General features: G+C 53.5%; 13 protein-coding genes. 5 read left to right on the plus strand and 8 right to left on the minus strand.

Annotated features, from left to right (window positions below; genetic code table 11):
* Positions 1 to 100: 100 nt before the first annotated feature.
* From DXU84_RS15340 to DXU84_RS15360, 5 genes are all read right to left on the minus strand, one after another.
* Positions 101 to 1,750 (minus strand): malate:quinone oxidoreductase, encoded by a 1,650-nt coding sequence (locus tag DXU84_RS15340; RefSeq protein WP_013573476.1) that lies wholly within the window; start codon positions 1,748 to 1,750, stop codon positions 101 to 103.
* 306 nt (positions 1,751 to 2,056) lie between these two features.
* Positions 2,057 to 2,833, minus strand: coding sequence for an anti-sigma factor (locus tag DXU84_RS15345; protein WP_037033789.1), 777 nt, complete (start codon positions 2,831 to 2,833; stop codon positions 2,057 to 2,059).
* Entirely contained in the window at positions 2,830 to 3,285 is a 456-nt protein-coding gene (locus tag DXU84_RS15350) for a sigma-70 family RNA polymerase sigma factor (RefSeq protein WP_232829691.1), read from the minus strand. The genes DXU84_RS15345 and DXU84_RS15350 overlap by 4 nt, the downstream gene beginning before the upstream one ends.
* Before the next feature lie 80 nt (positions 3,286 to 3,365).
* Positions 3,366 to 3,908, minus strand: a complete 543-nt coding sequence (locus DXU84_RS15355) for a tetratricopeptide repeat protein (protein WP_121020016.1) — start codon at positions 3,906 to 3,908, stop codon at positions 3,366 to 3,368.
* 31 nt (positions 3,909 to 3,939) lie between these two features.
* A complete protein-coding gene (locus tag DXU84_RS15360; RefSeq protein ID WP_013573472.1) occupies positions 3,940 to 4,518 on the minus strand; it encodes a cytochrome b in 579 nt (192 codons plus the stop codon).
* 329 nt (positions 4,519 to 4,847) lie between these two features.
* Between DXU84_RS15360 and DXU84_RS15365 the strand changes: the two genes are divergently transcribed.
* The gene (locus DXU84_RS15365; RefSeq protein WP_013573471.1) at positions 4,848 to 5,594 is read left to right on the plus strand and encodes a flagellar brake protein; all 747 of its coding nucleotides are present in this window, start codon (positions 4,848 to 4,850) and stop codon (positions 5,592 to 5,594) included.
* 3 nt (positions 5,595 to 5,597) lie between these two features.
* On the opposite strand, the gene DXU84_RS15370 is transcribed toward DXU84_RS15365, so the two are convergent.
* Positions 5,598 to 6,356 (minus strand): SDR family NAD(P)-dependent oxidoreductase, encoded by a 759-nt coding sequence (locus tag DXU84_RS15370; RefSeq protein WP_112151969.1) that lies wholly within the window; start codon positions 6,354 to 6,356, stop codon positions 5,598 to 5,600.
* 126 nt (positions 6,357 to 6,482) lie between these two features.
* Here DXU84_RS15370 and DXU84_RS15375 point away from each other — a divergent pair, with 126 nt between their 5' ends.
* The 4 genes from DXU84_RS15375 to DXU84_RS15390 all read left to right on the plus strand — a co-directional run bounded on the left by DXU84_RS15375 (position 6,483) and on the right by DXU84_RS15390 (position 11,031).
* Complete coding sequence (locus tag DXU84_RS15375) at positions 6,483 to 7,382, plus strand: LysR family transcriptional regulator (protein WP_217244457.1); 900 nt, start codon at positions 6,483 to 6,485, stop codon at positions 7,380 to 7,382.
* A gap of 84 nt (positions 7,383 to 7,466) precedes the next feature.
* On the plus strand, positions 7,467 to 8,591 hold the full coding sequence (gene yhjD / locus DXU84_RS15380) for an inner membrane protein YhjD (RefSeq protein ID WP_013573468.1): 1,125 nt from the start codon (positions 7,467 to 7,469) through the stop codon (positions 8,589 to 8,591).
* Between the two features lie 287 nt (positions 8,592 to 8,878).
* A complete protein-coding gene (locus DXU84_RS15385) occupies positions 8,879 to 10,201 on the plus strand; it encodes an MFS transporter (RefSeq protein ID WP_013573467.1) in 1,323 nt (440 codons plus the stop codon).
* A 59-nt stretch (positions 10,202 to 10,260) separates the two neighbouring features.
* Complete coding sequence (locus tag DXU84_RS15390; protein ID WP_153376169.1) at positions 10,261 to 11,031, plus strand: CDP-diacylglycerol diphosphatase; 771 nt, start codon at positions 10,261 to 10,263, stop codon at positions 11,029 to 11,031.
* A gap of 51 nt (positions 11,032 to 11,082) precedes the next feature.
* On the opposite strand, the gene DXU84_RS15395 is transcribed toward DXU84_RS15390, so the two are convergent.
* Positions 11,083 to 13,137, minus strand: coding sequence for an AsmA family protein (locus DXU84_RS15395; RefSeq protein WP_013573465.1), 2,055 nt, complete (start codon positions 13,135 to 13,137; stop codon positions 11,083 to 11,085).
* 211 nt (positions 13,138 to 13,348) lie between these two features.
* Positions 13,349 to 14,125, minus strand: coding sequence for a cyclic-guanylate-specific phosphodiesterase (gene pdeH, locus DXU84_RS15400; protein WP_013573464.1), 777 nt, complete (start codon positions 14,123 to 14,125; stop codon positions 13,349 to 13,351).
* Between the last annotated feature and the right edge of the window lie 323 nt (positions 14,126 to 14,448).

Consider the following 14,448-nt stretch of genomic DNA (forward strand, 5'->3'; position numbering starts at 1 on the left):
TTTAATGGAATTTAAGTATTCGCAAAGAGATATATGAAGGGAGATGAAGAAAAAAGGCGCAGTTGCCCGCGCCTTTACGATCACTTTTTACGGAATCAGATTACAACGCGACGTCTGCCACTTGTTTCTGCTCTTCGCCCTTTTTAGGAGCTGAAGAATTGTCCGCCGCCGGAGCCGGTTCCGCCGCTTTCGGTTGCGGGTTGTCGAGCATCAGAACGCGGCTGGTGTCGCCCAGTTCTTTCTCGGTTGCCGCCACGTTGCCGTTCAGTTCAGTGCCGTAAGAAGGGATGATTTCCTTCAGTTTGGCCTGCCACTCCGGTGTGGCGACTTTGTCTTTAAACACTTTTTCCATCAGGTGCAGCATGATCGGTGCCGCAGTGGATGCGCCCGGAGAAGCGCCCAGCAGCGCGGTAATGCTGCCGTCTTTCGAGCTGACCACTTCGGTGCCGAGACGCAGAACGCCGCCTTCTTTCTCATCTTTTTTGATGATCTGCACACGCTGACCGGCTTCCCACAGACGCCAGTCTTCTTTCTTCGCATCCGGGAAGTATTCACGTAATGCATCGAAACGGTCGTCATCGGAGAGCATCACCTGGCTGACCAGATATTTCACCAGATCAAAGTTGTCGATGCCCACGTGGGTCATCGGCATGATGTTGGAGAAATTCACGCTGCCGAACAGATCCCACAGGGAACCGTTTTTCAGGAACTTGCTGGAGAAGGTGGCGAACGGCCCGAACAGCAGAACCTGTTTGCCATCCAGAATACGGGTATCGAGGTGCGGAACGGACATCGGCGGTGAGCCGACAGACGCTTTCCCGTACACTTTCGCCAGATGACGTTTCACCACGTCCGGGTTTTCAGTCACCAGGAACTCGCCCCCCACCGGGAAGCCGCCGTAGTTATCCGCTTCAGGAATACCGGATTTTTGCAGCAGCGTCAGGGACGCGCCGCCTGCACCGATAAACACGAATTTCGCTTTGATAACGCTTTCTTTGCCGTCGTTTTTCAGGTCAGCAACGGTCACGTCCCAGGTGTTATCCGGGTTACGTTTAATGTCGCGCACTTCATGACCGAGGCTCAGGGAGAAGTTAGGCTTCTTCTGCAACGAGGCCACCAGCTGACGGGTGATTTCGCCGAAGTTTACGTCGGTACCAATCGGAATGCGGGTCGCAGCGATTTTCTGCGCCGGGTCACGCCCTTCCATCACCAGCGGGATCCACTGTTTGATTTGCGCCGGGTCTTCTGAATATTCCATGCCACGGAACAGCGTGCTTTGCTGCAATGCCGCAAAACGTTTACGCAGGAAATTGATGTTGTCATCACCCCACACAAAACTCATGTGCGGCGTGCTGTTGATGAAGGAACGCGGGTTGTGCAGCACGCCGTTCTCAACCTGATAGGTCCAGAACTGACGGGAAATCTGGAAGGATTCGTTGATTTCGACCGCTTTGGAGATATCGATACTGCCGTCGGCTTTTTCCGGTGTGTAGTTCATTTCTGCCAGCGCAGAGTGGCCGGTACCGGCGTTGTTCCAGCCGTTGGAGCTTTCCAGCGCTACGCCGTCCAGACGCTCAACCATATCGATGGACCAGTCTGGCTCTAATTCCTGAAGGTATGTCCCCAGCGTCGCGCTCATAATGCCGCCGCCGATCAGTAACACATCAACGGGCTTTTCATCTTCTGCCAACGCTGACTGGCTGAAAGCAACCACGTTAAGGCAGAGGATCATGGCGAGTATCTTTCTCATGACGTCTGTTTCTCTGAATGTTTAGTTTTAGTTTTGCAGGTGAAAGCTATCCAGATTTCCTCTGGATAAACGAAATCAACAACCCGGCGGTGCGGTGGGAAATAAGCGATTATTTCCACAGAGTATGAAAGGACAATAATGGGGAGCAACGAAAACCGCGGCGAAGAACGACAAATCAACCACACAAATGTTACCGAATACTCATATTATCGAGATTTCGTAAACAATTTAACATTATCGTTACGTGCATTAAAAATAGTTTAATACTTTAAATAATTACATAAGTTAGTGACGTGACGAAATCATTCAGGCCAGATTCGCCTGTAAAGCCGCGGCATGCGCGGCCAGAGCCGGTGCCGGACTGTGGCCGATCAGCATGAAGTTGTAACCGGCATTGCGCCAGTAAACCACGTTCATTCCCCGGCGGATTTCTCGCTGCAATGCCGTATTGTCGCGGTGCTCGCTGCGCGTAATACACAGCGCCATCGGGCCGTACCGCGCGTCAAGATAGGTAATTTGCGCGATGTCATATTCGTCATAATGCAACATACGGGCATCTTTCAGATCCGCGCCCTGCACCGCCAGCGCCGCCGGGCTCAGTGCAATGCCTAAGGTGTTTTGCACCCGCGCGAGCTGGATTTTTTGTTGTCCGGCAGAATCATCCACATCCGCCAGCGTCTGCGCGGTATACAGCGACATGTAATCCGCCACGCGCGCACGCCAGTTATCGTCAGAAGCAAAAAGCGTGGAATAACGTCCACCCAGCAGCCCGACGGCCAGAAAACTTAACGACGCGGCGAGCAGTGCGCGACGGCTGAATCCGGACGAACCGGCAATCCGTGCATCAGGGATAGCATCGAGCGCAGCCTGTAATTTCCCGACCGGCGCTTCCTGCAACATCGCGCCAAAGGCGTCGTGGAACGGTAAATTGCTGCGTGACATCTGCGCCAGCCGCTGCGCCAGCACGTCGTCCTGCGCCAGTTGTGCATCAAATTTTGCACGCTGAGATTCGCTTAGCTGGTTATCGAGGTATGCCACCAGAACTTCATCGGCGTAAGGCGCAGCCGGGATTTCACGGGTCATTTTTTCTCTCCCTGCTGCGGTTGGGTGGCTGTACCGGTGTCTTTTGCCAGCGTCAGCCGGGCGGTCGCCAGACGGCTCATGATGGTACCGATGGGGACGGAAAGCGTCATTGCCGCCTCCTGATAGGTGAAACCTTCGACATACACCAGAAACACTGCGTTGCGCTGGGCTTCCGGCAGCCGGTTCACCCGCTGCATAACCTGCGTATGCCAGTGACGTTCCTCGAAAGACAGCGTATCGGCGGGCGCCTGCGTTTCATCAACATCAGCAAAACCCTGCCCCTGACGGACGTACTGCGCCCTGAGTTCGTTAACCCATATGGAGTGCAGGATAGAAAAGAGCCAGCGGTCCACACCGGTGCTGTCCTTAATCTGCGCGCAGCGTTCCAGCGCCCGCACGCAGGTGGATTGCACCAGATCGTCCGCCACATCATGCTTGCGCGACAGTACCATCGCGTAGCGCCACAGACGTGACAGGCACTGGCTCAGTTCAGAACGTAAGTCTGCCGGTGAGATTTATCGATTCTCCGTGATCAGGATTCCGGATGACCGTCGATGGCGGCGCTCAGGTCGCGGTATTCTTCGCAGCCGGTGCCGCACAAGCCTTTGATGGTCGCTAACTGGGCTTTGGCGAGATCAGGACGCCCTTTAATCATATAAGCCTCGCCGAGATATTCCCGGACTTTGGCGTACTTCGCGTCAATCGCAATCGACTTCTGATAATAGCTGATACCTTCGTCGGTGCGCCCGAGTTTACGGGTGGCATAGCCGCGATAGTTCCAGGCTTCTTTGGTGTTCTGATCTTTCAGCGTATTCAGCACCGTCAGCGCTTCCTGATAACGGCCGGTTTTCGCCAGATGATAAGCGTACTGCGTTTTATCCTGATCGGAAATCATGCTGCCTTTATCCACCATGCAGCTCTTAGTTTTGCTGTCGTAGATTTGCCCCTTCGGGCAGTCCGGCGTTTTTTTAGCGTCGGAATCATCACCCATCGCGTTAGCGGCGGCGCTGAAAAACAGCAGATTGCCCGCCAGACACACAACCGACAGCGCCTGTATTACCGTTTTTGTCTTCATAATGATGTCCTGTAGGGAATTAACTGATGACTTACGGGCGGCTTGTGCTGCCCGGTAACATGCGGCGCAAAATGCCGTCGCGGAGAACGTAATGGTGGAACAGTGCCGCCAGCGCATGTATACCCGCAATAATGATCAGCGCCCAGGCGACGTTGTTGTGCAACGAACCGAAAGTTCTGGTCATCACACTGTCGAAATTGAACACGTCAGGAATGGGGAACAAACCGAAGAAGTAGAACGGTTCGGCCTGCGACCAGCGGAATAAAAAGCCCAGAATGATTTGCGCGACCAGCAATAGATAGAGCGCCAGATGGGTCAGGTGCGCGGCGGCTTTCATCAGCGTCGGCATGGCGACCGGTTGCTGTTTACTGCGACCGGTGCTGACGGTAAACAAACGCCATAAAAGACGCCCGATAATAATCGCCGCCAGCAGGATCCCCACCGAGATATGCACCGATTGCAGCCCTTTGCGCAGCGGCGTGCCGCGCTCCAGCACTTCCCAGATATGCGCGCTGGCAAACAGGAAGATGACGGCCAGCGCCGTCAGCCAGTGCAGCAAAATAGTCAGGCCGTCGTAACGGCTGCGAAGAACAGAAGATGAAGTTTGCATAAAAACCGTGCCCGTCAGTGTTCGATATAAAGGTAAACACCTGAGCAGCGATTTTTATTCGCCGTGAAGGGAAATAATTTTCTCCGGTGAGGTTTTAAATGAAAAAATTGAGGAGAAAATAGGCATCAGAACGCGAAAAGATAGCCTATATATAAATCAGAGACGCGCAAACAGCGCCCTGCGCGCCCGGATTGTCCCTTTTTGCGGGTCAAAATAGACGTTATTGCGCGATAAAGTTTTGCTCTGAGTGGCCGATAATCCGTATTGGGCGCCTTATACGTCAACGGCTGCGCCATAATTTTGCATTTATTTCTTATGAGGTGTGGCAGGTGAGCGAAGTATCGAAAGAGTCGTTTGCGAAGCGGAACACGCTGGCAATTTTGTCCGTTCTGCGAGACTTAAAGAAGAACCAGACCCTGGTCATGGTCAGCCATTCCCGCGGACAATTTATCAGTAAAATTCTGGACGTTGATGCTGACAACCATCAGTTCCTGTTCGATCTGGGCAGTTCAGATTACGAGAACACTCTGGCCGCTGAAGCCGGCACACTGACGTTTGTTGCGGAACCGGCCGGTGCCAAGGTTGAGTTTTCCTGCAGCAGAGTCCGCCAGGTCAGCTATGAAGGTTTGCCGACATTTACCTGCGATCTTCCGCCCGTGTTGTATTTCATTCAGCGCCGTGAGTATTTCCGCGTGAGTGTACCGCGGATGTCGGATTTCCGTTGCAGCGGAATATTGCCTGATTCCTCTGAGTTTGCTTATCGCGTGCGTGATATCTCACTTGGCGGGCTGGGGCTGGAGATTGAAGGGGCTACACCGCCGGAAATCACCAGCGGGTCAATGCTGAAAGATTCGCTGATTCAGCTAGCGGAGCTGGGAACCTTTACATTAGATCTGCAGTATCTCGGCGCGATGGTGCGTAAATCGGTGAGCAATAAAGGCGAAACCGTGACGTCGCAGCGGCTGAGTTTTAAGTTTCCGAATTTATCACCCGCGCAGGAACGCGACCTGCAACGGGCGATTTTTGAGCTGGAAAAACAGCAGCATATGAAAGCGAAGCGTTTCCAGCACGATTAACGTTTAGATAAACATACCGCCTGAGGCCTCAACGCGCTGGGCGGTCATCCAGCCCGCTTCATCACTGAGCATCAGCGCCACCATATCACCGATATCATCCGGCAAACCGGCGCGGCCCAGCGCAGTATTGCTGGCAACCAGTCTGTTCACATCCGGATTATCGCGCACCATACCCCCACTGAAATCCGTTTCAATTGCGCCAGGAGCCAGCACGTTGGCGGTAATCCCGCGTGCGCCGAGTTCTTTCGCCTGATAGCGGGTCAGCACTTCGATGGCCCCTTTCATCATGGCGTAAGCCGATGAGCCCGGCAGAGCAAAACGCGCCAGCCCGCTGGAGATATTCAGGATGCGGCCACCGTCGGCCATCAGCGGCAACAGTTTTTGCGTCAGGAAGAACGGCCCTTTCAGATGGACATTCATCATCAGATCAAACTGTTCTTCGGTAGTATCGGCAAAAGACTGATGTAAACCTACCCCGGCATTGTTGATCAGAAAATCAAAAGTATCGCGCTGCCAGACCTGTTGCAGTTGCGCTTTTACCTGCACAACAAAGCCATCAAAACTGCCGGACTCACCGGTATTGAGCTGCAACGCAACGGCCTTTCCACCCTGTGCTTCGACAGAAATCACCACTTCCTGTGCCGCAGCGGCCTGATTGTGGTAAGTCAGAATCACGTCAACGCCCTTTTTTGCCAGCTTTTCAATGGCATTCTTACCTAAACCACGGCTTCCGCCGGTCACTATTGCGATTTTACGGTTCATATCTGACCTCATTGGCTTTTTGTACCTTCTGCATCGGATGAAACACAGCCTATTGGATTACCGCAGAGTGATAAATGAGCCATAATGATTTTCACTGTCTCATTCTCAACAACAATCAGGCAAATTGTGGATAAAATTCAATCAATGCAGGTGTTTGTGCGCGTCGCTGAACTGAGTAATTTTACCCGCGCGGCTGAAAGCCTGGGATTGCCCAAAGGCAGTGTGTCGCGGCTGGTGCAGCAACTGGAAACGCGGATGTCGGCACGTTTGCTGCACCGCTCAACGCGCCGCGTACAACTGACACAGGACGGACAGGTGTTTTATCAGCGCTGCAAAGAGTTGCTGGCCAGCATGGATGAACTGGAATCGATGTTTCAGTCGAATCCGGCCAGTGTCAGCGGACGTTTGCGGGTTGATATGACCACCGGTATGGCGACGCATCTGGTGTTACCGCGTCTGGCGGAGTTTCTTAACCGTTATCCGGCGCTGGAAATTGAACTGAGCTGCACCGATCACCGCGTGGATGTGGTGCGGGAAGGGTTTGACTGTGTGATCCGCTCCGGCACCCTTAAAGATTCCGGGCTGATTGCGCGTCCGCTGGGGCATCTCAGCATGATTAACTGCGCCAGCCCCGGTTATCTGCGCCGCTACGGCACGCCGGATCACCCTGACCAGCTGGCACAACACGCCATGGTGCATTATGAACAAATCCTCGGCAGCCATACGTCGGCCTTTGAATATCTCGACGGCAAACAGGTGAAAACGGTCAAAAGCGGCGGCGCGGTGACGGTTAACAGCACCGAAACCTACGTCAGCGCCTGTATCAACGGCCTGGGCATCATTCAGGTTCCGCTGATTGGTGTACGTGACGCGCTGGCGGGTGGTCAGCTGGTCAGTATTTTGCCGCAGTTCCGTGCACCGCCAATGCCGGTGACGCTGGTTTATCCCCATCGTCTGAATCTGTCACGCCGCGTTAAAGTGTTTATGGACTGGCTGACCGATATCACCCAAACGTTCATTGCCTGAGCTTTCAGACGCCTCTGGCTTAGCCCTCACCGCTCAGGCGTCTATACTTAAGGCCGGATGAATTTTTAAGGACAACATGGATCAATGCCCATCATTTCAAAACAAGAACCGGCCACACAGGAAAAACCGACCCCGCTGATCAACATCAAAACCGGCAATCAGACGGTGGATAAAAACATCGGCAGATTTTCACGACTCGTGGAATACGTGCAGTCCTGGGGCTGGGTGGCACATTTGCTGCGTGCCACGGAACGCTTTAACGATCGCCTTGGCAGCCAGTTTGGCGCGGCCATCACCTATTTCTCCTTTCTGTCGCTGATCCCGATTCTGATGGTGTCCTTCGCTGCGGTCGGTTTTGTGCTGGCCTCAAATCCTGATTTGCTGGCAGAACTGATCAACCGAATCGTCAACAGCATCAGTGACCCGAATCTGGCGAATACGCTGAAAAGCACGGTAAATACTGCCATCCAGCAGCGTACTGCCGTGGGGTTATCCGGTTTGCTGATTGCGCTTTACTCCGGCGTGAGCTGGATGGGGAATTTGCGCGAGGCGATCCGTGCCCAGTCGCGCGATGTCTGGGAGCGTAATCCGCAGGATCAGGAGAAAATTTACCGCCGCTATATTCGCGATTTTATTTCCCTGACCGGGCTGGTGCTGGCGCTGATTATCACGCTGTCGCTGACGTCGATTGCCGGTGCCGCGCAAAAAACCATTGTCGATGCGCTGGGTCTGGGTGGCATTGACTGGCTCCGCCCGGTGATGACCAGTATCACGCTGGTGATTTCCATTGCCGCTAACTATTTGCTGTTCCTGTGGATTTTCTGGATGTTGCCGCGCCACAAACCACGCAAAAAAGCGCTGCTGCGCGGGACGTTGCTGGCGGCGATGGGTTTTGAGGTGATTAAATTCGTGATGACCATGACACTGCCGAAGCTGGCGACCTCACCTTCCGGCGCAGCCTTTGGTTCAGTGATCGGCCTGATGGCTTTCTTCTATTTCTTCGCCCGCCTGACGTTGTTTGTCGCCGCGTGGATAGCGACGGCGAAATACAAAGATGACCCGCCGATGCCGGATCCGAAGCAAAAAGCCGCCAAACACGCGAAAAATGCCACGGAAAACGACAGTGAATACACGCCGGACAACCTCATCGTGCCAGACGAAATGCATATATCCACAGTTAATGCTGAAGATGAAGTTAAAAAGCAGTGAATAATGCTAAGTCAGGCATGGCACCGCCGTGAAAACCAGAATAACTGACTGAGAGCCGTACTTTTATTTTGCGGTTTTGCAGTCAGTTGCTCTGCCTTTTACCCATTCGCCAAACTTATGACTGGCGAAATCCTGCCCTGATAAAATAATCCCCCGATCCGGCTTTAAACGCCTTTTTTCGCGGCTTCCGCTGCGTTGAAATACCGCCGCGCTCTGCATAAGATGCCTTTTCGATATACATTTATTTACATTAGATCCCTCCCACTCATTACAAATAAGAAACACTTATGCAAGCCACTATCACTCCAGAATTAGAAGCTGACGCGCAATTGGTGAGTCAGAACTCCCGCAGCAAAGTCATCGTGGCATCGCTTATCGGTACGGCCATTGAATTCTTCGACTTTTATATCTATGCCACTGCTGCGGTGATTGTTTTCCCGCACATTTTCTTCCCGCAGGGTGACCCGACGGCGGCCACGCTACAGTCTCTCGCGACCTTTGCTATCGCCTTTGTCGCCAGGCCGATCGGCTCCGCGCTGTTCGGCCACTTCGGCGACCGCGTCGGACGTAAAGTCACGCTGGTGGCCTCTTTGCTGACGATGGGCGTGTCTACCGTGGTGATCGGCCTGCTGCCGACCTACGCAACCATTGGCGTTTTCGCACCGATGCTGCTGGCGCTGGCACGCTTTGGTCAGGGTCTGGGACTGGGCGGTGAATGGGGTGGCGCGGCGCTGCTCGCCACCGAGAACGCACCGGCGAAGAAACGCGCCCTGTACGGTTCTTTCCCGCAGCTTGGCGCACCGATTGGCTTCTTCTTCGCGAACGGCATGTTCCTGCTGCTGTCGTGGCTGCTGACCGACGAACAGTTTATTTCCTGGGGCTGGCGTGTGCCGTTCCTGCTTTCTGCGGTACTGGTGATCGTCGGTCTGTATGTGCGCGTTTCCCTGCACGAAACACCGGTATTTGCCAAAATTGCCAAAGCCGGTAAACAGGTGAAAGTGCCAATCGGCACGCTGTTCACTAAATATAAAAAGGCGACGATTCTCGGCACCTTTATCATGGTTGCGACTTACACGCTGTTCTACATCATGACCGTGTATTCACTGGGTTACGGCACTGCCGCAAAGCCGGTCGGGCTGGGCATTCCGCGCAATGAATTCCTGCTGATGCTGATGATCGGCGTGGTCGGTTTCGGCGTGATGGTGCCGGTTGCCGGTCAGCTGGCGGATAAGTTTGGCCGTCGCAAAACCATGATTTGTATTACGCTGCTGATGATCGTCTTCGCCCTGTGTTTCCCGACCATTCTGGGTGCCGGTTCACAGGCGCTGGTGATGGTATTCCTGCTGTGTGGTTTCATGGTGATGGGGCTGACTTTCGGTCCGATGGGTGCGCTGCTGCCGGAGCTGTTCCCGACAGAAGTTCGCTATACCGGCGCGTCCTTCTCCTATAATGTGTCTTCGATACTGGGCGCATCTGTCGCGCCGTACATCGCCACCTGGCTGGCAACCCATTACGGGTTGTTCTATGTGGGCGTTTATCTGGCTTCAATGGCAACGCTGACGCTGATCGCGCTGCTGCTGTCCAAAGAAACCGCCCATCAGTCATTGTAACTGACCCGGATACCGTGCCCGGTTTGCGCCCGGCACGGTGCCTTCTGCGAAGGTCTCTTATGCGCTTGCGTCGATTTATCCTGCCTGTTCTGATCCTGCTTATCCTTATTACTGCGGCCTTTTGGTATTTCTGGCCACACACCTCCAATCCCAACGCTCTGTGGAACATCATCAGCAAAAAATGCGTGCCGAATCAGCAAAGCACGGGCAAACCTGAGCCCTGCGCGCAGGTCGATGAACAACAGGGTTTTGTGGTGCTGAAAGATCTGAACGGCCCGCTGCAATATTTGCTGATGCCGACCGCGCGGATCACCGGTATGGAAAGCCCTGCGTTGCTGGAACCGTCAACGCCAAACTTTTTCAGCCAGGCATGGAATGCGCGGCATTTTATGGCGGATAAATACGGTAAACCGATTGATGACAGCAATGTCTCGCTGGCGATTAACTCGCAATACGGACGGTCGCAGAATCAGCTGCACATCCACATCTCCTGTCTTTTGCCACAGGTAAAAACCACGCTGAGCAAAGATGGCGGGCAGATGGGATATAACTGGCAGGAACTGCCGGATAAGCTGCTCGGACACACCTATCTGGCGCGTAAAGTGACGCAGGCTGAGCTGAATGAGAAAGGCGCTTTCCGGCTTCTGGCCGAAGGTGTGCCTGAAGCCGATAAAAAGATGGGACATTTCGGCATGGCGATGGTCAGCCTGCCGGGCGGCGATTTCCTGCTGCTCGCCAGCGAGCGTGACTTACTCAAACTCAATAACGCCTCCACCGAAGAAATCCAGGACCACAAATGTGCGGTACTGGATCCGATGCCTCAGCCTTAAAACCCCCTTCCGGCCTTCCCCTTCGCAGGGGGAGGCGTTAATCCAACACGATTACTTCTGTTTCATCTGCTGCAAGATCGGGCCGCACTGGTTTTCTTCATTATCACTTGGAGAGATCAACGCCAGCAGCGCGGCAGCCGGGGCAACGACAGCGCCAAGCGCGACGGCTGCGGCACCGCGGGCAATCAGCGGCCCTGGTTTCACGCCGGCATCCGGATTTTTATAGGTGCCGCGAACATACAGCGGTGAACGTAAGGTCAGGATACGCACGCCCTTGCTTTCAGGGTTGATCGACAGATCCAGCCGTTCGGTTGCCATATTGGTGTTGCCGGTAATGTTAATCACCGCATTCTCAGTATCGAACACAAACAGCCGTGGCGTGACCAGTCCGTTCTTCACATTGACGTTGGCGGCCGCGCAGTTGATCGCCACTTCATCATCGCCGAACAGTTTACTCACCACGTAATTACCGACATTCAGCCCCGCCAGTTCCATCAGGCCACGGCTGATCACGCCATCGTTAATAAGGATTTTCATATCACCGTTGCTGGTACCGAGCAGCGCTGCGACCGAATTCCCGGTGCCGGTCAGCGTGGCGTCACCGTTCAGGTCGCCCAGACTGCGCTCCATTGACTGTACGTTTGGCAGCAATTGTTTGAGCTTCAGTTTACGGGCATGGATATCGGCGCGCGCCTGCATCGGCGATTTGTCACCTTCGAGGCGGATGGTGGAATTCAGATTACCACCAGCCAGACCGAAACGCAGCGGGTCGAGCAGGATCTCGCCGTCGGTCAGTTTCAGGTGAGTGCTCAAATCGCTCAGCGGCAGGGATTTACCATGCTCGATACGTTTGGCGCTGAATTTCACATCAGCGTCCATTACCCGCCAGCTTTTGGTATCGAATTTCTCCACCGGCAATACTTTGTCGGCAGGCTGCCGGGTAGTTTCACCACGTTTGGCTTTGTCCTGGTTAGAATCGGCACCAATCAGCGGAGCCAGATCAGCAAAGCGCAGCTGTTTTGAAACTACCTCACCGGTCAGTTTAGGTCGCGGTTTAACGGCCTGATAAGTCAGTGAGCCGTGAATATCGCTGTCGCCGATTTCACCGTTAAAGTTCTGATAACGGTAAATTGCGCCGTCTTTATCATGCAACGTCGCCGATAAATGCCCGTCGGTGGAATACGGTGGCGTTTGCGGCAGCAGCACGCCGGTCAGGCCATACAAGTCAGACAGCGTCTGGCCGGAGAATTTCAGACGTAAATCCAGCCCCCCGAGATTCATCGGATCCTGCAATGTCCCCGCGACGGCCACCCGCGTATTCCCGGAACGGACATCTGCCTGTAACGGGAACAGCACATCCGGGTCTTTCAGCGCCAGCATGCCACCGATTTTGCCGCTGCCGGAAAGCGATTCACCGTTGTATTTACCGTCAACTTTCCAGCCAAACACATAAGGCGGGGTTTTGGTTTTCGGTGCATCTTTCTTATCACCGACCACTTCCGTGAACGGCAGCGGTTTGCCCAGCGGATCAATCACGGCGCGGAAATCAGCTTTCAGTTTCGCGTCTTTATAGTCAATTTGCCCGCGATCAAACACGATATCATTGAGCGTGAATGACCAGGCAGACGGCGGCTGCGCCGGATCCTGCGTATCGCTGTTGGCGAGATTGAACGTCCAGTTATTTTTGCCATTATCCAGACGCAGCAATGAAGCATCAGGCTGTTTCAGCCAGATGCGCGGGATCAGCACTTCTTTATGCAGTAAGGCGAGTGGCGCAATGCTGGCGTCAACGCGGGCGAGTTTCACCATCTGCGCGTCTTTTTCGCCGGTTTGCACATCGGAAGGGTTACCGAGCACGATATCTTCAGCATGAATGTGCGGCCACGGCACCCACGCGCGCCACCCCGCTTCGTCTTTCTGACGCGACCAGTCCACGCCTAAATCACCGCGGATCGCGAATGCGCGGTTCAGTTCGGTGCTGACTTTTTGATTGATGGTCGGTTTGAGGCGGTTCCAGTCGAATGTCGCAATGAAAATCACGACAGCAATCAACGCAATGATAATCACACCCACAACCCAGGAAATCACTTTACCTGTGCGCGTCATAAATCTGTTCCTTTCAGACAGTTAACCAATCCTAAGTTTTAACCATAGTAGAATTCTCAACAGCTTGCAGGAAGGGGCATTCGTGAAGGGGGCATATCAGGCAGGAAGTCGGAAGGTAATGCTTTTTAAATCAGTGAAATGAAAATGCATCACACCACAACGAGTCACCAGCAACTTTGAGAGTTTGCCTCAGCAGGTCAGGCGTGATCCATTATCCTTTGAAGTGTATGGGCAGATTATCCAGATTGTCGAAAATGGTGGGGCGCGCCAGATAATAGCCTTGTGCCGCCAGCGCATCAGAATTGCAGACCATCGCCCATTCAGAGGCCGTTTCAACGCCTTCAATAATCACGCCTTTGCTATAGCGGTTCATCAGCGTCACCAGCGTGTAAAACAGCCGCGACCCCTCTTCACTCTGGCCAAGCAAAATAAACAGATCGCGGGCGATTTTGATGTATTCGTAATGCCAGGTGGTGAAGGAAGAGAAGTTAGCGATACCCTGACCAAAGTCATCGAGCCACAACCGGTCAGATTGCTCGATTTGCGACAGCGGGATACTCAGCGCATTTTCGGCGCTTTCAACCAGTTCAAAACGGACATACGGCATCGCGCTGATTTGCGCGCGCAGCGCCGAATCAGATTGCAGCATTTCCAGTACCTGACCATCTACGTTAATCGACGCCAGTAATTCGTTTTCAATGAACAGATGCTGCCAGCGCTGCAACAGGTCGAGCTGCTCCTGCACGATTTGCAAACGTTTGCCCACAGCGATCGCGACAAAATATTCTTCCGGCGAAATGAATTTGTGCGGGCTCGCAGGGTGAAAAATCCCTGTCAGCAATTCAATTCCCAACAGCTTTCCTGTGGTGCGATAAATAGGCTGAAAACGGTACACTCTCTGACACTGACGCCAGTAAGACTGTGCTTTTACGCGCTCTATGGCGGTAAAAGAAGGCGTAATCAGCCCTAACATCATCTTAGTTATCATATTTTTCTGCCGTCATGAATAAGAATCAGATTATCAGGGGGACATGCGGCAACATGTGTCGCGTGACTACAATGTGATTCATGTCAACAGCGTGTGTTCGCAGAACACTGTGTTTCATGGAGGCAAAGTAGCCCGGTTTCCTGGCTTTCTTTAGTAGAGTTATCTATCGGCGCTGCGCGGGGAAACTTTAATCACTCGATATAACCTTACAATCTGTGCGCCTAAATCAGCCAAAAAGCCGGGCTGGAAGTTCTTTTACACAGGCTCTACAGTGGAAGCACTGAATATTTTATTGACGCCTCATTCACAAGCCGGAGAAAAAA

Origin of the sequence: Rahnella sp. RcJ3, from assembly GCF_009498575.1 — a bacterium.
GTDB lineage: Bacteria > Pseudomonadota > Gammaproteobacteria > Enterobacterales > Enterobacteriaceae > Rahnella > Rahnella aceris.